This is a genomic window from Microcoleus sp. S36b_A4, assembly GCF_036700645.1.
Taxonomy (GTDB): Bacteria; Cyanobacteriota; Cyanobacteriia; order Cyanobacteriales; family Microcoleaceae; genus Microcoleus.
In genome coordinates, this window is sequence record NZ_JAUBPI010000011.1 from 72,476 (window position 1) to 95,646 (window position 23,171).

The window sequence follows — 23,171 nt, forward strand, 5'->3', positions numbered from 1 at the left end:
ACTTGTAGAGTTAATACCTCACTTACGCACCGAAACTTAAAAAAACGCGTTTTTTAACCAATATCCCTCTTGCTACACCGAGAATTGTGGGGTCAAAGAACCCGGTTTCTACGATAAATCTTAGGTTGACCAACAAAACCTCCAGAAACAAACCGGGTTGCTTCACAAGTCCTCAATAAGTTTGTTTGACAGGCGAAAAATGGCAAACTTTTAACTAGAGATTGCTTAAAGATAATATCTAACCGTTGTTACAACCCGACTTCTTTTCGCCCGCAAAGCAGCTTTCAAAAAGAAAGCAGTTTGATTGTGCAGCAGTCCCTCCCACCAATTCCGCGTCACAAAAGCCGGAATAATCAGAGTCAAGAACACTCCAGGCCGCTGCTCTTCAAACAAAGTCAAAAAGTGTGTCAAAGCCGAACCAACAGAACGGTAAGGCGAGTCCAGAATTTCCAAAGGAATATCAGATTGCAAATCTTGCCAAGCCGCTTGTAATTTTGCTCGATCGGTCAAACCAATATCTACGTGAACTGCCACAACTTCATCAGCGATTAAACGAGCGTAATCGAGGGCCTCGAAAGTTCCCCGGTGCAACTGCCCGACTAACACCACTGCCGGATGTGTCACCGTCTTAACTCTAGGTCTGCGAAGATAAGACCTCGGTTCTATTCCCTGGATGCTCAAGCGAGCCGCGACATACCGATAGTGTCGGTGAATAGCTAAAAATAGACTGACTACGATCGGAATAGTTACTACGACAACCCAAGCTCCCAAAAGGAATTTTGTAGCGAGAATTACAGCTAAAACTCCCGTTGTTGCCAGTGCACCAATACCGTTCATCACAGCACTAACTTGCCAACCTTTACCTCGCTCCTTAAACCAGTGAATTACCATTCCCGATTGGGAGAGAGTAAAAGAAGTGAAAACTCCAACCGCATACAGGGGAAGCACCGAGCTCGTATTGCCTCGAAAGATGATAATTAAAAGAGCAGCGCAGAAGCTGAGCAGATTAATGCCATTAGAATAAACCAGGCGATCGCCCAACAGCGACAATTGCCTCGGCAAAAACCCGTCCCGCGCCAAAAAATAACAAAGTCGTGGAAAATCAGCATAACTCGTATTCGCCGCCAACAGCAAAATTAACAGAGTAGCTGCCTGCAAATAGTAATAAAATATACCCACACCAAAAATCTGTTTTCCCAATACAGAAAGGAGCGTTTCATGTTCGCTAGGAATCACCTGATAAATATGAGCCAAGTAACTAATTCCCAAAAACATCGCTCCCAGAATTCCCCCCATATAGCTCAAAGTCAGGCGCGCATTCTTCCATTCAGGAGGCTTAAAAGCCAACACCCCGTCTGATATGGCTTCAACTCCAGTCAGGGCTGTACAGCCCGCCGCAAAAGCCCGCGCCAGCAGAAATAATCCCAAAGGTTCCTTAGCTGGAATATTTTGTAATGTCGGCATAACATTACCTGTTGCCTGTTGGAATAAACCGCAGCCAATCAAAACAAAAATGCCAACGAGAAACGCATAGGTGGGAACCATAAATATATTTCCCGATTCCCGCAATCCCCTGAGATTGGCAAACATGATTAGGACAATAAAAACTAAGCACAGTTCAACTGTGTAGGGGTGCAGCGAGGGAACTGCTGAAGTCAAGGCCGCCACCCCAGCCGAAATACTGACAGTTACAGTTAAAATGTAATCAATCATCAGCGAAGCTGCGGCGATCAAACCAGGATAAATACCTAAATTTTCTCGCGCCACAATGTAAGCGCCACCGCCGTTGGGGTACGCTTTAATTGTCTGTCGGTAAGACAGCGCCACGATCGCCAACAGTAAAATAATAATTCCAGAAATAGGCAGCGATAAACTCAAACTGCTACTCCCCGCTAGTAACAGCACGAGCAGAGTTTCTTGAGTAGCGTAGGCAACAGACGAAAGTGCATCGGAAGCCAGAACCGCTAGTCCTGTAGCGTTGCTCAACCGTTCATGAATAAATGCGCTAGTGGGGAGAGATTCACCTAGTAAAAATCGCTTGAGTCGAGAATAACTGTACATTGAAACTCAATATATAGGCATCCACAAATCATAATCTAGACGAGGACTGTTTTAAGTAATATTTGGCTCACAAGTGGTAATTCTCTCTCGCTTGTTGAGTCAGCTTCAGCTTTTGTTCGAGAGCTTGCCAATTTTCGGCTGCAATATCGCTGATGAACTCGTCAACACTGTCGCGGTAAATAGAGAGCGATCGCAATAATTCCTCTCGATTGTACTTTGCCACCATGACTCCCAGCTCGGGATTGCCGCCCCCAACGCGGCTCGTGTCCCGAAAACCCGAACTCGCCAAATGTTGGGCTAAATTAACAATATCCCGATCGCCCTCTCGATCGCAGGCAGCAACCAGCGTCGCGCTCGCCATGAGTGGCAAATGAGAAATCCAAGCCACAGCTCGATCGTGATCTTCCGGCTCACATCGGTAAACTTTAGCACCCAGCAACCGCGCAATTTCCTCAACCTTATCCACCGCAAGCGTCGGCGTCTGGGCAGTCGGCGTCACCACGTAAGGCCGGCCCACAAACAAATCCGGTATCGCCGCCTCAATCCCGCTTTCAGCAGTCCCCGCCATCGGGTGTCCCCCTACAAAATTCGGCCACAGAGGAGACACAGCCTGCACTATGGGTGTTTTTACGGAACCGACATCGGTTACAATAGTATCAGGGGAAAGATAGGGCACCAACTCTCTGACGATCGACTCGATCGACCCCAGTGGCGTGCAAATAAAAACCACATCCGCTGCTGCCATCAGAGACAGGTTTATGCTGGCTTCATTGACAACACCGCGAGCTTGCGCCCGATCGCAAGTCTGCTGCCGACTCGAAACCCCAAAAACATTAAACCCGCGCGATCGCAAATCCAGCCCGATCGAGCCGCCAATTAAACCTAGTCCTACAATACCGATATTCATAGCAATAAAATGGGGATATTTGATACGGTGCCGCCCCCATGACAGTCGAGGAACTCCTGAAAAAATATGCCGCCGGAGAAAGAAATTTTGCCGGAATCAACCTGACTGAGGCCAACCTCAGCGGCGTCAACTTGAGCGGAGCCAACCTCAAGGGTGCGAATCTGAGTGTAGCAAACCTAAGCGGAGCAAACCTCAGCAAAACCAACCTCACAGGTGCAAAACTCAACATCGCCAGACTCAGTGGCGCCCATCTAGGCGGCGCCGACCTCACCGACGCCGACCTCAACGTCGCTTATCTAGTGCGAGTTGACCTCAAAAAAGCCATACTCATAGGAGCCAAACTGATCAGAGCCGAGCTCATTCGAGCCGAACTCAGCGGCGCAAACCTCAGCGGCGCAAACCTCAGCGGCGCCACCCTCACCGAAGCCACCCTTCGAGGAGCCAACCTCGCTCAAGCCAACCTTCGAGGCGCTCACCTCAGCGGCGCGTGCTTGACAGAAGCCAACCTCGAACAAGCCAACCTGCAAGGCGCCGACCTTAGCCGAGCCGACCTCAGCGGCGCCGACTTGCGAGGCACAGAACTGAGACAAGCCAACCTCACTCAAGCCGTACTCAGCGGCGCCGACCTCAGCGGCGTCAATTTGCGCTGGGCCATTCTCAGCGGCTGCAATCTCCGCTGGGCCGACCTCAGCGAAGCCAAATTGAGCGGTGCCGACCTCAGCCGAGCCGACCTCTGCCACGCCAACTTGCTGAATGCCAGCTTAGTTCACGCCGACCTGACAAATGCCTATCTGATCCGCGCCGACTGGATTGGAGCCGACTTAACCGGAGCCACCTTAACCGGAGCAAAACTTCACGCAGTTTCGCGGCTGGGCATCAAAACCGAAGGCATGACCTGCAAGTGGGTTGATCTTAGCCCCAACGGCGACCACAGCCAAATTTACTGGTTGAACTCGGGAGGAACCCAGGAATTTTTTCATGAAACCTTGCCCACAGTTCGGATTGTGATTGACTCGCCCTTAGACCAAGGCGCTCATTTTGCACTAGCTGCAACTTATTACCAAATTGCCCAACAATACCCAAGTTTAAGTCAGCCTCCCACGATCGAAGTCAGCTCCAGGCGCACCGTACTCGCGTTTAAAATGGACAGCGACGATAAATTATTTGCCACCGCTTACGTTGCCATTATTCCTTTTAACGACGCTGCCATAACTCAAAAAAACCTAATAGCTTTGATGAAAATGATTCAATCCCACGATGCAGGCAAACTTAACGTCAAAGAATCTAAACACGTCCAGTTATGCAGCAAAGCTCTCAACCAAGCTATCAGCAAAGTAGACCAAATCAAAATTTCCAGTTCTTTTCCAAAAATCGGTGAAAGCATCAATTTCTTTCAAATTCCAACACAGATGAGCTTAATTAATTCCCGCGATCAAAGACTCAGCGTATATCACCACCCTGCCTTCGGCAAACGCCTGATTAAAAAATACGAGCAAAGTAACTCACCATCGGGTAAGTTAGCCGAAAGCACAAAATTGGCTCAAGCTAATATCACTAGCATTTTGGATTTTATAAAAGGCTTCCACAATATAGATGTCTAGGCATATTGCATCAAGTTACAAAAAATGCTTATTCTAGTTTAAAGGTTGGGACAATAAAGCTTTGTTCTAGCTAAGACATCAGGGAAATTGAAAAGCATGGATGCCGAAGAACTCATCACCAAATATGCAGCAGGAGAAAGAGATTTTACTGCCATCCTCCTTTGCGAGGCAAATCTCAGCAGGATCGATCTCAGCGGGGCTAATTTCAGTGAGGCAATCTTGAGCCTCACCAACATGAGCGGCACCAATTTGTCAAACGCCAACATGAGAAAAGCCAAACTTAATGTTGCCAGACTCAGCGGTGCTAATCTCCACAAAGCCAACCTCAGCGGCGCTATCCTCAACGTAGCCAACTTGATTAGAGCCGACCTCAGCGAAGCCCAACTCGTTGAAGCTACACTGATCAGATCCGAACTGATTCGAGCAAACCTCAGCAGTGCTAACTTGACCGGTGCAAATCTCAGCGAAGCAGATTTGAGAGAAGCAACCCTCAGAGAAGCCAATCTAGAGCAAGCCGACCTCAGCGGGGCTCACCTGAGAGGCGCTTTTCTAACAGCGGCCAACTTGGAACGGGCCAACTTGCACAGAGCCGACCTCAGCAGGGCAGACTTGCGAGGAGTAAACCTCTGCAATGCCGAACTCAGACAAGCTAATCTGTCTCAGGCAAACCTTAGCGGCGCTGACTTGCGAGGCGCTAATCTCCGGTGGGCTGACCTCAGCGGGGCGAACCTGACCGGTGCTGACTTGGATGAAGCGAGATTGAGCGGGGCCAACTTGTACGGGGCAAATTTGAGCAATGTCAATCTGTTGAACGCTACTCTGGTACACGCGGATTTGACTCAAGCGAATTTGATTCACGCTGATTGGGTGGGTGCAGATTTGACGGGGGCGGCCCTGACGGGGGCAAAAATTTACGCTGTGTCTAGGTTTGATGTGAAAGCAGATGACATTACCTGCGATTGGGTTGACCTCAGTCCTAACGGCGATCGCAGCCACATTCAGCGCTTTACCCCAGAAGAATCTCAAAGGTTTTTCAATGCTACACCGCCGACAGTTCAAATTATTGTCGATCGACCCCTCGACCCCGATGCTAACTTTGTCCTGGCAGCTACCTACCGCCAAATAGCCCGTCAATACCCTGCTTTGAATCATCCTCCCAGTATCGAAGTTAATTCCAGACGCACAATCATATCATTTAAAATAGAGCAGGACGAGCAACTATTTCCCACAGCTTTCGTTGCGATTGTTCCCTTTAGTGATGCAGCATTTACTCAGAAAAATTTGATTACTTTGATCAAGATGATTCAACCCCAAAGTGGTAATAACCTGGGCGTCCGAGTTTCAAATATGGTAGTGCAATTAAACGTAGCCCTGACCAAAACAATGAGAAAAATAGGGGAAATGAAAATTCAGCCGATTCGCCTCGATCGCGAACCGATGTCAACTTTTTTCCAATCACCTACCCAAACTGTACTCGCTAACTCCAGCGCCGAAACTTTGATGATTCACTATCACCCAGATTTTGGCAGAAACTTGACAAATTTACCGGGAGTCAACAAAACCTCTATCAGTCCTGCAATTAAAGCGCAAAGATTTACCACCCCGCCTCTAAATACGGTCATTGAGTTTGTCAAAAGCTTTTATCAGCTCGGTGAGTAAATACTATAAATGAATTTGATATTATTTATATTTATGCCATATAAAAGTTAGCCGATCGCCATTTTATTCAGGTAAACAAATGGAAGCTGAAGAACTGCTCAAACGATTTGCAATCGTCAAAAGATATACTGAAGGCGACAGAGATTTCACAGGAATCAACCTGAATGAAGCTAATCTCAGCCGCATCAATCTCAGCCAATCAATTTTAAAGGGGGCTAGCTTATTTGTTACCAACCTCAGCGGTGCTAACTTGAGCGAAGTTAACTTGAGCGAAGCGAACCTGAATGTGGCTAGACTCAGCAGTACCAACCTCTCGCGGGCAATCTTAAACGGGGCTACTCTCAACGTAGCAAACTTAGTGAGAGCCGATTTAAGTGCAGCTCAATTAATCCGAGCATCCCTGATTAGAAGCGAATTAGTCCGCTGCGAACTCAGCAAAACTAACTTCAGCGGCGCTAACCTGACTGAAGCAGATTTAAGAGAGGTAAAACTGACGGAAGCTAACCTGTCAGGTGCTAACCTGTCCGGTGCAAATCTCAGAGGTGCTTCGGCTGTTTCAGCTAACTTTCAAGAAGCTAACTTACACGGCGCAGATTTGACGAAAGCAGAACTTAGCGGCGCCAATTTGAGCAATGCCGATATGAGACAAGCTTCATTGCAACAGGTGAATCTTAGCAGTGCCAATTTGAGCGGAGCTAACCTTAAATGGGCTGATTTGACGGGAGCTAACCTCAGCGGCGCGGATCTGAGCTTTGCTAAATTGAGCGGAGCTAACCTTAACGGAGCCGATTTAAGAAATACTAATTTAGGAAGTGCTAGTTTCGTTCACGCTGATTTGACAGAAACAAATTTGATTAATGCAGATTGGGTGGGCGCTGATTTGAGGGGAGCAACTTTAACAGGAGCAAAACTGTATTTGGTTGCTCGGTGTGGCATCATTGCAGATGATATTACTTGCCAGTGGGTTGACCTCAGCCCCGCAGGCGATCGCACTCAGATTCAACAATTTAATTCGCCGTCAGAATCGAGAAAATTTTTAAATCACACGCCTGGGTTAGTGCAAATTGTGGTTGACTCACTTTTAGACTACTCAGCAAACAGCACTTTAGCAACAGCTTACAGCGAAATAGCTCGGCATTACCGGGCAATGAATTTTCCTCCTAATATTGAAGTCGGCTACCGCCGCACAACTCTAACTTTTAGATTTGAGAGCGATGAGCATTTATTGCCAGCAGCTTTTTTAGCGATTCTTCCTTTTAAGGATGCCGTACAAACTCAGAGAAATATTATGGTTATAGGCAAAAATATTGAAAGTCAAAAGTTGGAGGAGGAACGAATATTGCAATTGCGTAAAGCATTGAGTGCAGCTACAAATAAATTAAATGAGTTGATAAATTTGGTCTCTAATATATCACGATTGAGTCAGCCCACAAAGTTTTTTGAGTCGCCTACCCAAACTATTTTAATTAGTTCGGGACAGGAGAGTTTGATGGTGAATTCTCACGGGAATTTTGGGAAGGGAGGTGCAAATCATCAGCCGAGTAAATTCAGTTTGCCTCTCGGTCAAAAAGTAGTTGATTTTCTGGCCAGTTTTGATTATGTTGAGTGAGAAATGTCAATTTTAAAACCGATTGATTGAGGTAGAAGTCCACAACTCATTGCTCCGCTTCCTGCGATCGCACTCCGAGCCGCACTGGCCCCACCATTTAACGATGGCGCGGCTCGTGGCGCGGGCTTTGCGCTTGGGGCGCAGCGCTCTGATCCAAACAGGGCTTCCCGCTGGAGCTTACCGACAGCGGTATCGAGTCAGCTATTTGATGCCGATTTTGATGTGGCCGGAACCTGTGATTTTAGTAGCGCCGACACGGGTGATCGAGCATTTGAGAGGAGTGGAAATTCCACGTTTGCAAGAGTGGCTGCAAACAGAGGGGTCGATCGAGACTTATTCCGATAATGCCACTGGACGAGGATTGATGCTAGCCGATCCAGAGTCTTGGCTGGCGGCTCGCTTGGCAGCAGATTCGCCACTTCCGAGCAATATTCCGACAATTATCGACGGTGTGGATGACTTGGAAGTTTGGACGCGCCAGCAATTGACGGCGGGTTTGCAACCGGCTGATTGGAATGATTTAATGCAATCTCAGCCTTTGGAAGCCGATGCAATCCTCCAAGGGCGGGTACTGCTAACGCGCGCTTTCTTTCGGCATCCGGCGAAACCAGAGGAGTGCTATTTGCTGGAAACGGCAGAGCAAAATATTTTGCAGGGGCTGTTTGAAAAAATCGAGCCAAACCCCCTAATTCCGGCTGCTTGGAGCAATTTTTGGCAGCGGTGGGAAACAAACGGAAAACTGCGGTGGGCGGAAATTAATCGGGAGGCTGGGTCATTTTCTCTGTACTGCGCGCCGGTGCAGGTGGGGGAGGTTTTGAGCAAAATTTGGGACGATCAGCCGGTGGTGTTGATTGGTGGGGCGGTGGATGTGGAACCGAAGGCTCCGATTTTCCGGGAAATGCTGGGACTGCCAGAATTGACGAGCGTTAAGTTTTCGCCCGATCGACAAAGTGAATTAATTCAACTGTACATTCCCAACTGGCTGCCGCTGCCAAATACGCCGGAATTTCAGGGTGTTTTAATTGAAGAAATTCGGACTTTGCTGTTGATGAGCGCGTCGGTGGCGGGTTTAACGGTGCTGATTGTGGGTGATGTACCGCTGAAGGCTAGGCTGGCGGCGATTTTGGCTTCTGAGTTCGGTTCTAGGGTGCAGGTTGAAAAAACAGATGTGGGGGAGAATGCGATTTTGGTGACGGGGTGGGAGTTTTGGCGAGAACATCAGGGGGAATTGAGGGCGCCTCACTTGCTGGCGATCGCAACTTTGCCGCTACCTTCTTTGGAGAATCCTTTGGTGACGGCGCGTGTGGCTTATTATAAGGAACGGCGCAAGGATTGGTTTCGGTTGTATTTGCTGCCGGCGGCGCTGAATGAGTTGCAACGGGCGATCGCGCCGGTGCGAGAACGTCAAGGGGTAGTGGCGATTTTCGACAGCAGGGTGATTCACCGCAGTTATGGACAGCAGGTTTTAGCGGCTTTGAGTCCTTTTGCGAGGATTGATTATTTGGATACGACTTGGCTGACGCAGGCTTGAGATGACCTGTTGGCCTATAATTTGGTTAGGTATCTAGTTGAAATCTAATTTAGTAGACAAAGATTATGGGTGAAGCTAAGCGTCGCAAAGAGTCGATCGGCGACGAATACGGTAAAGAAGAGCGCATCGTTCCCTGGCTGCCAATCACGAAAACCCAAAGCGAAGATTTTGTGAAGTGGACAAGTCGCGGTAGCTGGATGGGGATTAGTCTTTTGGTGGCTTGGTGGATTGTAGTGCGGTTTGTCGGCCCCTCGGCGGGTTGGTGGCAGGTTAACTGATGCCAGACTCGACAAATGCCTGTATTCTTGGCATTGTGTCGAGTTCAACTCGGAAACAAGCGGCTGATTTTTTAGGAAAATTTTAGTTGCGAATTTGGACTTGGTATGGTATGGTAATTATCTGCGGGCAATTAGCACAGTGGTAGCGCACTTCCTTCACACGGAAGGGGTCACAGGTTCAAATCCTGTATTGCCCATTCAAAACTTATGGCGACTCATTAGACATCTCCAAAAAATAAAATATCCTGTCGGAGTGCGATCGCGCGATCCATGTTGGAGCGTAAAGTATTCGGGGATAAAATTACAGGTTTTCAACATAAATTGTCGTCCAAATGCTTCACCCCTACAGATCTCAAACGGCGTGAGATTATTTAGAGAGGTAACTGTATGATCCAAATAATTCTGAACTCAGAACAAGAAAAGTTATTGCAACAACAGTTAGAAACAGGGAAATATACAACCCCCGATCAGGTAATTACTGATGCTTTAAAAGCTTTGTCAGAAAAACAGCATCTTAATCTACCTCGGCAAGTAGTAACGATTCTTTCAGGAAAACCTGCACAAGAGTTACTCGCAGAAAAAATTCAAATTAGCCGGGAACTTAAGAAGAGTTATCAGCCCGATCCGCACAGACAAGCTTTAGCTGAAGATTTTAGCAACTTATGTGAAGAAATCCAGGCTTTACACGCCGATCATCCTTTAACTGATGAAGAAATTGCCCAAGAAATTGCAGCTTATCGGAGTGGAGAATGAGAGTTGTTATAGATACTAATATTTTAGTATCTGCGGCAATCGCTGGAAGAAAACCAGCTTCTGTTATTAGCTGGGTTATCAATCAACCTGATTATGAATGGGTAGTTTCCGAAGAAATTTTAGCAGAGTATCAGGAGGTATTAAGTAGACGAAAACTAAAATTAACAGATGTTCAGAAAGAAAGATGGTTGAATTTGATTCAAGGTTCAACCAAACTCATTGATGTATCTATAGAAATTGATTTTCCTAGAGATCAAAAAGATGCTAAGTTTATTGCTTGTGCACTCTCTGCTCATGCTGATTTTTTAATTACAGGCGATCGCGATTTTACGGAAGTTCAGAGTTTAGGAAATACGTTAATTATTTCTGTTTCTCTTTTTGCAGAATCGATCATGAATTAGACATTGTTCAACAAAGCCAAAACAGCGATCGCCCAAAACCCCATTGTATACTACATCTATGCTACACTAATATCGTAACTCGTGCCCCGCAGGAGGTTTCCTCATGGCAAATGCCAATCTTCCTCAAAATTTCAACTTAATCATCCCCGCAGGAACCCAAGTTGTCACCAAAATCGAGGTCAAGAACCCCGCCAGCGACCAACCTTGGAAACCCGGATTAGTAGGCGTCATCGTTCAATCGCCTACGGACAATTCCCACGCATATTTAGTCAAACTCCCAGACGGAACACAAGTTAGTCTGCGGCGGCACGAACTCAGTATCCGCAAGCAGTTTCAGAGCGAAGGATTGCAGTCAGGAGGAGATTTTCTTGCAGAATACAACCTCTATGATTCTGTAATTTACCGCTGCATTGTTGGTTCCAGAGCTTATGGTCTTGATAACGAGCAATCCGATACAGACAGACGCGGGATTTACCTGCCGCCTGCAATCCTTCATTGGTCGCTTTACGGCATTCCAGAACAATTGGAAAATAAGGAAAATCAGGAATGCTATTGGGAACTGCAAAAGTTTTTAGTTTTGGCACTAAAAGCTAATCCAAATGTGCTAGAATGTTTGTACACGCCTTTAGTAGAAACGGTTTCTCCTGTAGCACAAGAATTGCTCGAAATTAGGGAAATCTTTCTTTCTCAATTGGTTTATCAAACTTACAATAGCTACGTTTTGTCTCAATTTAAAAAAATGGAGCAAGACCTCCGCAATACCGGGGAAATTCGTTGGAAGCACGCGATGCACTTAATTCGCTTGTTGCTGTCAGGAATTACGGTGCTCAAGGAGGGGTTTGTACCAGTTCGCGTGCAGGATTATCGATCGCAACTTTTATCTATCCGCAACCAAGAAGTATCCTGGGATGAGGTGAATCGCTGGCGGTTGAGTTTGCACGCTGAGTTCGATCGCGCTTTTGCTGCAACTAAGCTGCCAGAACGTCCTAATTACGAGAAAGCGAACCTGTTTTTGATTAAATCTCGCAGAGGTGCGATCGAAATCGGATCTTGAAATCGCTTCTTGTGAAACAAAGCCCGCCTGCATGGACTGGAATATATGACAGAATACATCTCGAATCTCGCCCAAATTATCTCCGTTCAACCTTACCCGCTGCTGTTTGCGACTGTCAGCGGTTCGCACTTATACGGCTTTCCTTCCGCAGATTCTGACTTCGACTTGCGGGGAGTACACATTTTGCCGCTACCGAAAGTAATTGGACTGATTTCTGGAGAAGAAACAATCGAAGTTTCTGAAGTTCGGGAGGGAATGCAACTCGATTTAGTAACTCACGACATTAAGAAATTTTTTGAGTTGCTGTTGAAGCGCAACGGCTACGTGTTGGAACAACTGTATTCGCCGCTAATAGTTTACAGTACAAAGGAACACGAGGAATTAAAGGATATCGCCTCGAACTGCATTACCAAGCACCACAGCCACCATTATCTCGGTTTTGCTCAAACTCAATGGAAATTGTTTGAGAAAGAACGCCCGCGTCGGGTTAAGCCGCTGCTGTACGTTTACCGGGTGTTGCTGGCTGGGATTCACTTGATGCAAACGGGGGAAGTCGAGGCGAATTTGGTGAAACTTAACGATAAATTCAAATTGTCGTATATTCCTGATTTGATCGATCGCAAGCTGGCTGGGGAGGAAAAATCTGTGCTGGAAGATACAGATATTGAATTTTATCAGCAAGAGCGCGATCGGCTAATTAATATATTAGAAGATGCAAGTTTTACAAGTCATTTGCCATCAAATCCTCATGCAAAGGTTGCTCTTAGCGATTTTCTGATAAAGGTGAGGATGTCATCTGTGAACTAACCTATTTCACCCCTAATTAGTCGTTTAGTGCAGCAAGCAACCTATATATTAGTCGTTTGGTGCGCCGCCGATCACAGAATCTCCAGTCCAGGACACATCAGTACCAAAAAAAGCGGGTTTCTTATCCTGATCAAAGGCCATAATGCAGCATTTTTGTCGTCCATCAAACCGGGTTCCAAGTAATTTACCTTGATAGGTTTCTGTTTGCGGGTTCGCTAAGGACAGGTATGCCGAGATTTTGCTCATCGGTAACTTGTGCGTTTTTTCCTGGTATGTAAATATTCCAACTTACTCCACCTAGATAGGTCTTGATATATGAAATCAAGGCGTGGATAAATACAACGATTCCCACCATTTCTAATGACTCTTCAAGGGTCACTACTATGGCGTAGGATAAATCCTGCATCCCCGTTGTAGAAGCTAGGTATCCCCCTAGCAGTTCCACCCCCATTGCTCCTCCAATATAAATAGCGGATGCTGCAACAAACAATTTTCTTGTGGCAACAGGAAGGTGGAACACAAACTTACTATAGGATAATAGAAATATCGCTACCAGAAAACCGAACGGCACAACCCAAGTAAAGTAAAGAATTCCTGTGGCATTTAGCAGGCTTCGCATCGGGTCAATCAATTTTTCGTGAAATTGAGCAGCTTCGTCTATAGATATATATAAAAATATGAATGATAAAATTTTCCAGTGATACTTGTAACGACAGCTATCCAAATTTTTCGCATAGGCAATCACACCCAGCAAGAGAGAACTAAACAGCAATGCCAAAACAGAGTAGAAGCTTGGAAGGTTCCGCTCATAATCAACGTTGAATGCCTTTGAAAAGTAGGCTGCAAACGGGGAATCCGGGAAGAAGTGCAGATTGATGTGACTTAAAGAAGATAGTACAACTAGACAGGTCACCACTCGAAGCAAAAATTGGGTTACAGCCCTAGGAGCTAAAGGGATTTGGAATTTCATGTTCTTTTAACCGTTCTCTTAAGCTTTGTTTAAGAGAATCTTATCAACAGACAAAAAAAAATCGGTCTACCCAAAGACACAGAAGACTCATCTGGGTGAAGGCCTTATTTTTGTTGTAACCGTAGGATTATCGTAGGATTAAGGAATTTAGCAGACCTCGATCGCCCTTAATTTTATGGTGGCTATATAATTTTTTTTTGTTTCCTGAGATGTAAATTAGATATCTCCAAAAAAGAAGCTGAAATCCTTACTACGGTTGAGTCGATATCTAAATTCGATCGATATCTGCCAGAGAAACTCGGCTTCAGGAAGCCGAGATCCCTCAGTACCGAGGATGTCTGTAATCAAAGGCCATCACTCATTAATCGAGAGTGAAAACCCTGAGAGGAAATAAGAGGTCGATCGCGATCGAGTGATTCGCCGCCATTTGTTAACCTAGACTTCCCCCAGCGAGATCAAAAAATCTCCTTGTCAAAGTCAATTAGCTTTCAGTCAATTGCTGATTTCCGAAGTTTTTGCTGCTTTACTTATTTTTCGTACTTGCGCGGTGTGTAAACCCAAACATCTCCATATTTGCGGGGAATAATCCGAGTTTGACTCGAACCGACAATCACTAAAGTTCTCATGTCAGCGTCTTGCGGCTGGAATTCGCCGAGGGTGCAAACGCGCACAGATTCACCGGGCCGGCCGAGGTTTCGCCCCAATATGACGGGGGTATTAGCATCGCGACTTTGCAACAAAATCTCGATCGCCCTTGCGAGTTGCCAAATCCGCTGTTTCGAGATGGGATTGTAAAATGCCATAACTAAATCGGCAGCAGCAGCAGCAGCAATCCGCTGTTCTATGACCTCCCAAGGCTTGAGAATATCCGAAAGCGAAATCACGCAAAAATCGTGTCCCAGAGGTGCTCCGATCGCAGCAGCGGCCGCCTGCATGGCTGAAATACCCGGTGCCACCCGAATATCGATGCCTTGCCATTCGGGTTTAGCATCAAAGTCGATCGCCTCAAACACCGCTGCAGCCATCGCAAAAATACCCGGATCTCCCGACGAAACGACGGCGACAGATTTTCCTGATGCTGCTAAATCTAGGGCAAAACGCGCGCGATCGATCTCTTCGCGGTTGTCGGAATCGTGCCGCTTTTGTCCTTCTCGCAGGGTTCCGGCTAAGTCGAGATAAAATTTGTAACCCACCCAATCCGTGGCTTCGCGCAGGATTTCCTTAACTTCCGGGGACATCCAGGGCGCGCCTCCGGGGCCGGTACCGACGATCGCCAGTTTGCCGCGACTAATTCCGATCGCGCTAGCATTTATGGGTTCGGCGGCCAGGGCGATCGCGCAATTGACTGCGTTTGGGCGATCGGACTCGATTAAGTGACTGTTTGCACCGGCTGCTGTCAGGGCAATTTGTGCGGCCTTATTTTCGATGAATTCAATTGAGTCTAATTCGACAAGTTCGGAGAGATTGAAAAAGCGGACGGGGACTTTAAAATATTGTGAAACTGCTTCAAGTGCCGGATTTCCCATCTCATCTTTTAATGCAAAAAATCCCGCAACGGAAGCTGCTGCTAAACCTGCATTTTCCAAGACTTGCTGCACTAATGAAATCGCTATTTCCGGCTCAATATTCGATAGCTTTGTGAGTGCAACTGCCACAATTTGCGGATGGTAAACTAAACAATCGGGCGTTGGCGCAATTGCTTTTTCGGTGACGCGGATAGTCAATTTTGCGTCGGGGGCGATCCTCTTCGAGGGCTTCGCTAACGGCAAATTGCTCTCGGAAAGCCAGCTTGCAGCACCTTCTAGGCGTACTTTTGCCCCGGCGAGCAAATTTGAAATAAAAGTCTTCGCGTCCTCTGGATTCGCTAAATAATAGCCTTGGGGAGGACTCAGCAGCGCGGTGCGAAAGCGGATATCTCCGGTGGTGGTAATTGCAGGTTGTACGCCGAGGGCTGCTGCAATCTCTCTGGCCAAATCATTAACGCCGTGCAAACCGCCCAACAGCGGTACTACGGCGCTTCCATCTTCTGCGACGGCTAAAACTGGCGGTTCGGCGCGTTTGTCTGACAGCAGCGGGGCGAGGGTGCGGATGATAATTCCGGCGGCGCAGATGGCGATGATTGGGGTTTCTGTTGCAAACAATTCCCGCAATGTTTCGCCGAAGTTGCTAAAGTTGATGTCTGTGTTGGAAGTGCGATCGATTAAACCGTAAATCTGGGAACCGGGGAAATGGGCGGAGATTTTTTTGGCGATCGGCAGGCTGTTTTGACCTAATATAACTATTGCGGGAGGTATTCGATTCACGGTTTTAATTATGTGTGTGTTTGGAGTGGTTTGATTATTTTAATTTTTTGTTACTTCCAGAATAAATATTTGACGAACCGCGAAGGCGCGAAGGGCGCGAAGGAAGAGTAAGAAGTGAAGCAAGAAGTTTTTCTGTTTTATTAGTGGCACAGGCATTTTGTCTGTGAATCTCTGGGATTAGTTTATCATTAAAAGAAGCAAATATTTCGAGGTTGGGCTGTGAAACGCATTGTCTTAATTGCAGGGTTTGAATCTTTTAATGCTGATTTGTACCGGAAAGCTGCGGAGTTGGCTGTTTCTGGGTGTCAGGGATTGGAAGTACGGGTTTTTAGCGATCGCGCCCTCGCAGACGAACCCGACGCTGTAGCCGCCGCCCTCTCGAATGCTGATGTGTTTTTTGGGAGTTTGCTGTTTGATTACGATGCGGTAATGTGGCTGCGAGAAAGGGTGCAAAATATTCCGATTCGCCTGGTTTTTGAGTCGGCTTTGGAATTGATGAGTCTTACTCAAATTGGTGCTTTTAAAATTGGCGACAAACCGAAGGGAATGCCGAAGCCTGTTAAGTTTATTCTAGATAAGTTCAGCAATGGGCGAGAAGAAGATAAGCTGGCTGGTTATATCAGCTTTTTGAAGGTTGGGCCGAAGTTATTAAAGTATGTGCCGGTGCAAAAAGTGCAGGATTTGCGAAACTGGCTGATTATTTATGGTTACTGGAATGCGGGTGGTGCGGATAATGTTGTCTCGATGTTTTGGATTATTTCCGAAAAGTATTTGGGGCTGAAGCTTGCAGAAATTCCGCCGCCTGTGGAAACTCCCAATATGGGTTTATTGCATCCTGATTATAATGGTTATTTTGAATCGCCTCGGCAATATTTGGATTGGTATCTCGGGAATCAAAGTGCTAGGGGCGGGCAAGATGCCCGTTCTACAAAAGAGGCTAGACATCTTGATAGAAAGGCTTATAACGGGCAAGATGCCCGTTCCACAAAATTTGAGACCAATTGGTCTCAAAATTTAGACCTGGTTTTTAACGGGCAAGATGCCCGTTCCACAAAATTTGAGACCAATTGGTCTCAAAATTCATATCAAGTAAAATCCCCAGTTGTGGGCATCTTGCTTTACCGCAAGCACGTTATCACCAAGCAGCTTTATATTCCTCAATTAATTCGCTATTTTGAAGATGCAGGAATTGTGCCTTTGCCGATTTTTATCAATGGTGTTGAAGGCCATGTGGCGGTGCGGGATTGGATGACGACTGCTGATGAAACTGCGCGCCGAAAACAAGGCAATATAGAAACTCTTTCGCTGGCCAAAGATGCTGTGGAAGTTGATGCGATTGTTTCTACTATTGGCTTTCCTTTGGTTGGCGGGCCTGCTGGTTCGATGGAGGGTGGAAGGCAGGTGGAAGTTGCTAAGCGCATTTTAACTGCTAAAAATGTACCTTATTTTGTGTCCGCACCTCTGCTGATTCAGGATATCCATTCTTGGACTCGTCAGGGGATTGGAGGTTTGCAAAGTGTGGTATTGTATGCTTTGCCTGAGTTGGATGGCGCGATCGATCCTGTTCCCCTGGGCGGTTTGGTGGGTGAGGATATTTATCTGGTGCCCGATCGCGCAAAACGCCTGACAAGTAGAATTAACAATTGGGTGAAACTACGCCAAACTCCGCCCTCGGAAAGGAAAATTGCGATTATTCTCTACGGGTTTCCTCCCGGTTACGGTGCGGCGGGTACGGCTGCTTTATTAAATGTACCGAAATCCCTGTTAAATTTCCTGCACAAACTTCAAGCAGCAGGTTATAAAGTTGGAGAAATTCCGGCTGACGGGGAGGAGTTAATTCGCAGGGTGAAAGAGGCGGATGATGCTGCAACCGCAGATACAGGCGGATTAACGGGGATGAACGCAGATGGGAGGGGAGGGTTTGGCCATACTGTTAATGTTAAAACTCTGGAGAAGTGGCTGGGGTATTTGTCAATAAGTCGTATTGAAAAACAGTGGAAATCTTTGACTGGTACTGGGATTAAGACTGACGGCGATGAGTTCCAAATCGGTGGCATTCAACTGGGGAATGTTTGGATAGGTTTGCAGCCGCCGCTGGGAATTTCGGGCGATCCGATGCGCTTAATGTTCGATCGCGATTTGACGCCTCACCCTCAATATGCTGCTTTTTACAAGTGGCTGCAAAATGATTTGCAAGCTGATGCTTTGGTTCACTTCGGAATGCACGGCACTGTTGAATGGTTGCCGGGATCTCCTCTGGGAAATACTGGCTATTCTTGGTCGGATATTTTGTTGGGAAGTTTGCCGAATCTTTATATCTATGCCGCCAACAATCCCTCGGAATCGATGTTAGCAAAACGGCGCGGTTACGGTGTTTTAATTTCTCACAACGTGCCACCTTACGGCCGCGCTGGCTTGTACAAGGAATTGATGGATTTGCGAGATTTGATTGCGGAATATCGGGAAGATACGGCAAAGAATTATGTGCTGAAAGAGGCTATTTGTAAGAAAGTTTTAGATAGCGGTTTGGAGGCTGATTGTCCGTTTGATGAGGCTCGAAAGTTGGGGATAGCTTTTAGTTTTGAAAATGTGGGAATGTTCAGTGCTGATGCTTTTAACCGCTATTTGGTGAAGCTTTATGAGTATTTACAGGTGGTGGAATCTCGCTTATTTTCATCGGGTTTGCACGTTCTCGGAGAACCGCCTAATTCTGAGGAAATGACCTCTTATCTTGAGGCTTATTTTGGGGATAGGTTATCACAGGAACAGGTGCAAGAACTGGTTTTTGAAGAAAATGAACCGCAGAGGCGCAGAGGGCGCAGAGAGGAAGAGAAAGAGGGGTGGGATGGGGTTTTTGAGGAGGGTTTGTTAGTTAGAGATTTGTTGTTGCAAACGACGGATGAGTTGACTAATCTTTTGCGGGGTTTGAATGGGGAATATATTCTGCCTGCACCGGGCGGGGATTTGTTGCGGGATGGGGCTGGGGTGTTGCCAACTGGCAGGAATATTCACGCTTTAGATCCTTATCGGATGCCTTCTCCGGCGGCTTATGAAAGGGGGCGCGAAATTGCTCGGAAAATTATTGAGAAGCACGTTGAGGAACAGGGGAATTATCCTGAGACTGTGGCGGTAATGTTGTGGGGTTTGGATGCGATTAAAACGCGGGGCGAATCTATTGGAATTCTGCTAGAATTGGTGGGGGCTGAACCTCTTAAAGAAGGTACTGGCCGCATTGTTCGCTATGAATTAAAACCGTTAGCTGATGTCGGTCATCCCCGGATTGATGTGTTGGGAAATCTTTCGGGGATTTTCCGAGATAGCTTTGTGAATATTATTGAATTGTTGGATGATTTGTTCGTGCGGGCGGCGGATGCTGATGAACCGGAATCGGAGAATTTTATTCGCAAACACGCTTTAATTTTGCAGGCAAAAGGTGTGCAGAATTATTCGGCAAGGTTGTTTTCTAATCCGGCTGGGGATTTTGGTTCTTTGGTTAACGATAGGGTTGTTGATGGTAGTTGGGAATCGGGGGATGAATTGGGGAAAACTTGGGAAAGTCGCAATGTTTTTAGTTACGGGAGGAAGGATAAGGGGGAAGCGAGGCCGGAGGTTTTGACTCAGTTGTTGCAAGGGTGCGATCGCATAATTCAAGAAATTGATTCTGTTGAATACGGTTTGACTGATATTCAAGAGTATTATGCGAATACGGGCGGTTTGAAGAAAGCCGCAGAAAAGCAGCGCGGTAAAAAGGTTAACACGAGTTTTGTAGAAAGTTTTTCTCAGGATACAACTCCGCGCAATTTAGAAGATTTGCTGCGCTTGGAATATCGAACTAAGTTGCTCAATCCTAAGTGGGCTAACGCGATGGTTAATCAAGGTTCGGGCGGCGCTTATGAAATTTCGCAGCGGATGACGGCGTTAATTGGTTGGGGCGGAACGGCTGATTTTACTGATAGTTGGGTTTACGATCAGGCGGCTGATACTTATGCTTTAGATGAAGAGATGGCGAAGAAGTTGCGGGAGGCAAATCCTGAAGCTTTTCGCAATATTGTCGGCAGAATGTTGGAGGCTAACGGGCGAGGTTTTTGGCTGCCGGATGCGGATAAGTTGCAGCAGTTGCGCGAGTTGTACGAGTTAACAGATGAGAAAATTGAAGGGGTGACAGTGTAGTGTTTTTAATATAAATAGTTAGGGGCGGGCTAGAAGCCCACCCCACAATAGTTTCAAAAATTTTTAGGTGCAAGTTAGGGGCGCGACTATTAAATACCCCGATCGCCCTGCGGTTTTGCTACAGGAACTGACGGTTTGTTGTTTGGAGAATTAAAAGCTCGATCGACCATATCTCCAAAAGGAACAAACTGCGGTGTAGACGATGGAGCTCCGGTTCTGAACACTGTCACGGGTCCGCTGCCGTCTTGGGCAAAATTAATCAATCTCGTTAAAGCATCACCGGGATTTTTAGCATTGCGTTTGTCTAGGGTGAACAGCAGATTTTGAGAGTTGCAGCGCCCCCGTCCGTTCACATAACAAACTACGGGCAAGTTATTAACAATTCCTGTTGTTAACTGCAAGTTGCTCAATCTTCCGCCATTCTGGGCAACAGCTTTGGTCAATCTATTGGAAACAATTTGACAGCGCTGCCAAGGTGTATATTCGCGGCCGAACTCGGTAGATTTCCACAGAATCATTGGATCTGTTGTGACATTTCCCCGCCGCGCAATTGTGACAAAATTACGACCGGAAGTAACGCACTGAAATGTTGTTCTAGTGTTATTCCAGTTGCTCGTTGGAGCAGCTTGTACTTGGCTGGCAAAGGCGACAGTACCGGCGAACACTAAAGCGGATGCTAATAAGGGTGCAGTCAATTTCATAATAACTCCTGCCGCTAAGGCAGTTAAATTTATGTAGGAAGTCATAGTTGTAGGAACAGGGCAGTATCTATTGGTGTCAATTTAAGACTGAAAACCTTATGTATCTCTTGTTTATACCCGACGAGTCTCGATCCCCCTAAATCCCCCTTAATAAGGGGGACTTTGAGAAGCCTCCTGTCCCCCCCTTATTAAGGGGGGTTAGGGGGGATCTAGACTGCGATACAAACAAGAGAGACGGTCGGTTTGACGTTAAGTTGTGACTAATAGCCAGTGTGCTGTCCCTACCTATTCAAATTCTGCTGGTTGGCTGTCGCACCCGGATATTTTTCAAATATTAAATCAGGTTAGTTGCATCTCATGTCTGTAGGTACATGGCAGTGTGGTGTCTTTATTTCAACGCTTGGGAAGGTGGCTTTAGGAACACGGCACAGCTTTTGCTTTGTTTCCAACACTTCGAGACTGTGGCACAAGTATCATAGATAGTGTTTTTAGCTACATTCTGTAAAGCCAGGACAGTCAACAATGGTAAGTAAAACTACAAGGACAGCTCCGAAATTGGCTGGCAAATAACTTTTTATGAAACCTCGAATCATTGTTTGCGGGTTGGGGCACACGGGACACAAGATTTTTTGTTTGTTGAGACAGCAAGGAGCGATTGTGGTTGGTATTAGCGATCGCCCAATTCGCGGCGAAACTTCTGATGTGGTTGTCGGCAATTTGCAAGCAGCTTCTACCTTGTTGGCTGCAGGCATTCAAAACGCTCACACTTTAGTAATTGCAGGAGACGATGATGCTGTAAATTTGGCAATTTTGATGCAAGCGAGGATTCTCAATCCTCAGATTCGCATCATCAACAGATTGTTCAATACTAGCTTGGGCGACAGAATTGACCACACTTTGCCCGATCACACTTCCATGAGCGTTTCATCGTTGGCGGCTCCGGTTTTTGCCTTTGCGGCTCTCGGAAATCAGGCGATCGGGCAGTTGCGTTTGTTCGATCGCACTTGGGCGATTCACGAAGAATATATCGATGAAACACATCCTTGGAAAAATCGCAAACTGAGCGATTTGTGGGACGATCGATCGCGAATGTTGATTTATTATCTGCCGGCTGCTAACAAAACTGATTTAGTATCGGCGGTGCTTGCCGATCGGCAGTGTCAGCAGGGCGATCGGCTAATTGTTGCCACTCAGCCGACTATCCGCAGCACCCAAAAAACTTTAGCTCAAAAACTGCTCAAAACATTAACTAAGCTGCACAGATTTCAGCAGCACAGCCAAGCAGCGGTAATTGTGGTACTGGCACTGCTGGCCATGATTGCCGTTGCTACTGCCACCTATATTTGTGTTGACGAGCATATCTCAATTGTCGATTCTCTCTATTTTTCAGTAGGGATGATTACCGGAGCAGGAGGCCATGAAAAAGTAGCCGAACAAGCTCCCGAAAGCATTAAACTATTTACAATTGTCATGATGTTAGTTGGAGCCGGCATCATCGGCCTCTGCTACGCACTGCTCAACGATTATGTATTGGGAACTCGCTTTACCGAATATTGGGATGTGGCGCGAGTTCCGCAGCGCCATCATTACATTATCTGCGGACTCGGAGGAATTGGCATCCAAATTGCTAAAGAACTGCACACTAACGGTTACGATATTGTGGCGATCGAGCAAGATCCAAACTGCCGGTTTCTGAACACGGCTCGCTCAATGAAAATTCCGGTCATTCAGGGAAGTGCTAGTTTGCCCGCAACTTTGGAAGCTGCTAATGTTAAGCAAGCGGCAGCACTTTTAGCGGTAACTAGCAGCGATATGTCTAATGTCGAAATTGCCTTGAGCGCTAAAGGATTGGCACCAAAACTATCAGTTATTGTCCGCAACCAAGATCCACATTTTGCTTTAATGGTGCAGCAAGTTTTTGAGTTTGAAGGAGTTTTGAACCCGACGGAATTGGCGGCTCCTGCTTTCGCGGCGGCGGCGATTGGAGGCAGAATTTTGGGCAACGGAATGACTGCTGATAGTCTATGGGTTTGCTTGGCCACATTGATTACGCCAAACCATCCTTTCTGTGGCCACCGTATTCAAGATGCTGCTAAGTCTGCGGATTTTGTGCCTCTGTATGCCGAAACTAAGGGTCAAACTATTCACGGCTGGGATTTGCTGAATTGTTGTCTGAGTGCGGGGGATGTTTTGTATTTGACGATGCCTGCGAATCGGTTGGAGCAACTGTGGAGAACGACCTCTGAACTAATTAAAACTTAATGGTTTGACGCGGGAATTTATATTGCCGATCGCTCAATTGCAACTACAAACCTGATAAAATGGTCTCTGTCTAGTAAATAAGACTTACGACTAATCCTCTGAAA

The 23,171-nt window shown here is 46.6% G+C and carries 16 protein-coding genes and 1 tRNA gene; 12 read left to right on the forward strand and 5 right to left on the reverse strand.

Features of this window, described 5'->3' with window-relative positions:
* Nucleotides 1-225 precede the first annotated feature (225 nt).
* Together QUA03_RS05660 and QUA03_RS05665 are read right to left on the reverse strand one after the other, a co-directional pair.
* Nucleotides 226-2,061: an APC family permease gene (locus QUA03_RS05660; RefSeq protein WP_333210415.1), complete on the reverse strand. Its 1,836-nt coding sequence runs from the start codon at nt 2,059-2,061 to the stop codon at nt 226-228.
* 67 nt (nt 2,062-2,128) lie between these two features.
* A complete protein-coding gene (locus QUA03_RS05665) occupies nt 2,129-2,968 on the reverse strand; it encodes a prephenate/arogenate dehydrogenase (protein WP_333210417.1) in 840 nt (279 codons plus the stop codon).
* A 38-nt stretch (nt 2,969-3,006) separates the two neighbouring features.
* On the opposite strand from QUA03_RS05665, the gene QUA03_RS05670 reads away from it, so the two are divergent.
* The 10 genes from QUA03_RS05670 (at nt 3,007) to QUA03_RS05715 (ending at nt 12,661) form a co-directional block, all read left to right on the forward strand.
* The gene (locus QUA03_RS05670; RefSeq protein ID WP_333210419.1) at nt 3,007-4,569 is read left to right on the forward strand and encodes a pentapeptide repeat-containing protein; all 1,563 of its coding nucleotides are present in this window, start codon (nt 3,007-3,009) and stop codon (nt 4,567-4,569) included.
* 96 nt (nt 4,570-4,665) lie between these two features.
* On the forward strand, nt 4,666-6,228 hold the full coding sequence (locus tag QUA03_RS05675; protein WP_333210420.1) for a pentapeptide repeat-containing protein: 1,563 nt from the start codon (nt 4,666-4,668) through the stop codon (nt 6,226-6,228).
* A 79-nt stretch (nt 6,229-6,307) separates the two neighbouring features.
* On the forward strand, nt 6,308-7,837 hold the full coding sequence (locus QUA03_RS05680; protein WP_333210422.1) for a pentapeptide repeat-containing protein: 1,530 nt from the start codon (nt 6,308-6,310) through the stop codon (nt 7,835-7,837).
* A 22-nt stretch (nt 7,838-7,859) separates the two neighbouring features.
* On the forward strand, nt 7,860-9,368 hold the full coding sequence (locus tag QUA03_RS05685) for a helicase C-terminal domain-containing protein (protein WP_333210425.1): 1,509 nt from the start codon (nt 7,860-7,862) through the stop codon (nt 9,366-9,368).
* 65 nt (nt 9,369-9,433) lie between these two features.
* Complete coding sequence (locus QUA03_RS05690; RefSeq protein ID WP_333063857.1) at nt 9,434-9,646, forward strand: DUF2839 domain-containing protein; 213 nt, start codon at nt 9,434-9,436, stop codon at nt 9,644-9,646.
* A gap of 125 nt (nt 9,647-9,771) precedes the next feature.
* Nucleotides 9,772-9,843: transfer RNA gene (locus QUA03_RS05695), tRNA-Val, on the forward strand.
* Between the two features lie 190 nt (nt 9,844-10,033).
* Nucleotides 10,034-10,399 carry a hypothetical protein gene (locus QUA03_RS05700; protein WP_333210427.1) on the forward strand — a complete coding sequence of 122 codons (366 nt, stop codon included), beginning with the start codon at nt 10,034-10,036 and terminating at the stop codon, nt 10,397-10,399.
* Nucleotides 10,396-10,800, forward strand: coding sequence for a putative toxin-antitoxin system toxin component, PIN family (locus QUA03_RS05705; RefSeq protein WP_333210429.1), 405 nt, complete (start codon nt 10,396-10,398; stop codon nt 10,798-10,800). Before QUA03_RS05700 ends, QUA03_RS05705 begins: the two co-directional genes overlap by 4 nt.
* 103 nt (nt 10,801-10,903) lie before the next feature.
* A complete protein-coding gene (locus QUA03_RS05710; RefSeq protein WP_333210431.1) occupies nt 10,904-11,854 on the forward strand; it encodes a DNA polymerase beta superfamily protein in 951 nt (316 codons plus the stop codon).
* Between the two features lie 45 nt (nt 11,855-11,899).
* A complete protein-coding gene (locus QUA03_RS05715; protein ID WP_333210433.1) occupies nt 11,900-12,661 on the forward strand; it encodes a nucleotidyltransferase domain-containing protein in 762 nt (253 codons plus the stop codon).
* A gap of 184 nt (nt 12,662-12,845) precedes the next feature.
* Here the strand turns inward: QUA03_RS05715 and QUA03_RS05720 are convergent, their stop codons facing one another.
* Nucleotides 12,846-13,631: a hypothetical protein gene (locus QUA03_RS05720; RefSeq protein ID WP_333210435.1), complete on the reverse strand. Its 786-nt coding sequence runs from the start codon at nt 13,629-13,631 to the stop codon at nt 12,846-12,848.
* Between the two features lie 527 nt (nt 13,632-14,158).
* A complete protein-coding gene (gene cobJ, locus QUA03_RS05725; protein ID WP_333210437.1) occupies nt 14,159-15,934 on the reverse strand; it encodes a precorrin-3B C(17)-methyltransferase in 1,776 nt (591 codons plus the stop codon).
* Between the two features lie 219 nt (nt 15,935-16,153).
* Between cobJ and QUA03_RS05730 the strand changes: the two genes are divergently transcribed.
* Nucleotides 16,154-20,104 carry a cobaltochelatase subunit CobN gene (locus tag QUA03_RS05730; RefSeq protein WP_333210439.1) on the forward strand — a complete coding sequence of 1,317 codons (3,951 nt, stop codon included), beginning with the start codon at nt 16,154-16,156 and terminating at the stop codon, nt 20,102-20,104.
* A gap of 89 nt (nt 20,105-20,193) precedes the next feature.
* Here QUA03_RS05730 and QUA03_RS05735 read toward each other — a convergent pair whose 3' ends face one another.
* Nucleotides 20,194-20,850 carry a COP23 domain-containing protein gene (locus QUA03_RS05735; protein ID WP_333210440.1) on the reverse strand — a complete coding sequence of 219 codons (657 nt, stop codon included), beginning with the start codon at nt 20,848-20,850 and terminating at the stop codon, nt 20,194-20,196.
* 531 nt (nt 20,851-21,381) lie between these two features.
* Between QUA03_RS05735 and QUA03_RS05740 the strand changes: the two genes are divergently transcribed.
* A complete protein-coding gene (locus QUA03_RS05740; RefSeq protein WP_333210442.1) occupies nt 21,382-23,067 on the forward strand; it encodes an NAD-binding protein in 1,686 nt (561 codons plus the stop codon).
* Nucleotides 23,068-23,171: the final 104 nt, after the last annotated feature.

Coding starts and splice junctions, on each gene's coding strand:
- QUA03_RS05675 (WP_333210420.1), top strand. CDS start 4,666: ATGGATGCCGAAGAACTCATCACCAAATATGCAGCAGGAGAAAGAGAT.
- QUA03_RS05700 (WP_333210427.1), top strand. CDS start 10,034: ATGATCCAAATAATTCTGAACTCAGAACAAGAAAAGTTATTGCAACAA.
- QUA03_RS05710 (WP_333210431.1), top strand. CDS start 10,904: ATGGCAAATGCCAATCTTCCTCAAAATTTCAACTTAATCATCCCCGCA.
- QUA03_RS05735 (WP_333210440.1), bottom strand. CDS start 20,850: ATGACTTCCTACATAAATTTAACTGCCTTAGCGGCAGGAGTTATTATG.
- QUA03_RS05715 (WP_333210433.1), top strand. CDS start 11,900: ATGACAGAATACATCTCGAATCTCGCCCAAATTATCTCCGTTCAACCT.
- QUA03_RS05660 (WP_333210415.1), bottom strand. CDS start 2,061: ATGTACAGTTATTCTCGACTCAAGCGATTTTTACTAGGTGAATCTCTC.
- QUA03_RS05705 (WP_333210429.1), top strand. CDS start 10,396: ATGAGAGTTGTTATAGATACTAATATTTTAGTATCTGCGGCAATCGCT.
- QUA03_RS05670 (WP_333210419.1), top strand. CDS start 3,007: ATGACAGTCGAGGAACTCCTGAAAAAATATGCCGCCGGAGAAAGAAAT.
- QUA03_RS05690 (WP_333063857.1), top strand. CDS start 9,434: ATGGGTGAAGCTAAGCGTCGCAAAGAGTCGATCGGCGACGAATACGGT.
- QUA03_RS05720 (WP_333210435.1), bottom strand. CDS start 13,631: ATGAAATTCCAAATCCCTTTAGCTCCTAGGGCTGTAACCCAATTTTTG.
- QUA03_RS05680 (WP_333210422.1), top strand. CDS start 6,308: ATGGAAGCTGAAGAACTGCTCAAACGATTTGCAATCGTCAAAAGATAT.
- QUA03_RS05665 (WP_333210417.1), bottom strand. CDS start 2,968: ATGAATATCGGTATTGTAGGACTAGGTTTAATTGGCGGCTCGATCGGG.
- QUA03_RS05740 (WP_333210442.1), top strand. CDS start 21,382: ATGAAACCTCGAATCATTGTTTGCGGGTTGGGGCACACGGGACACAAG.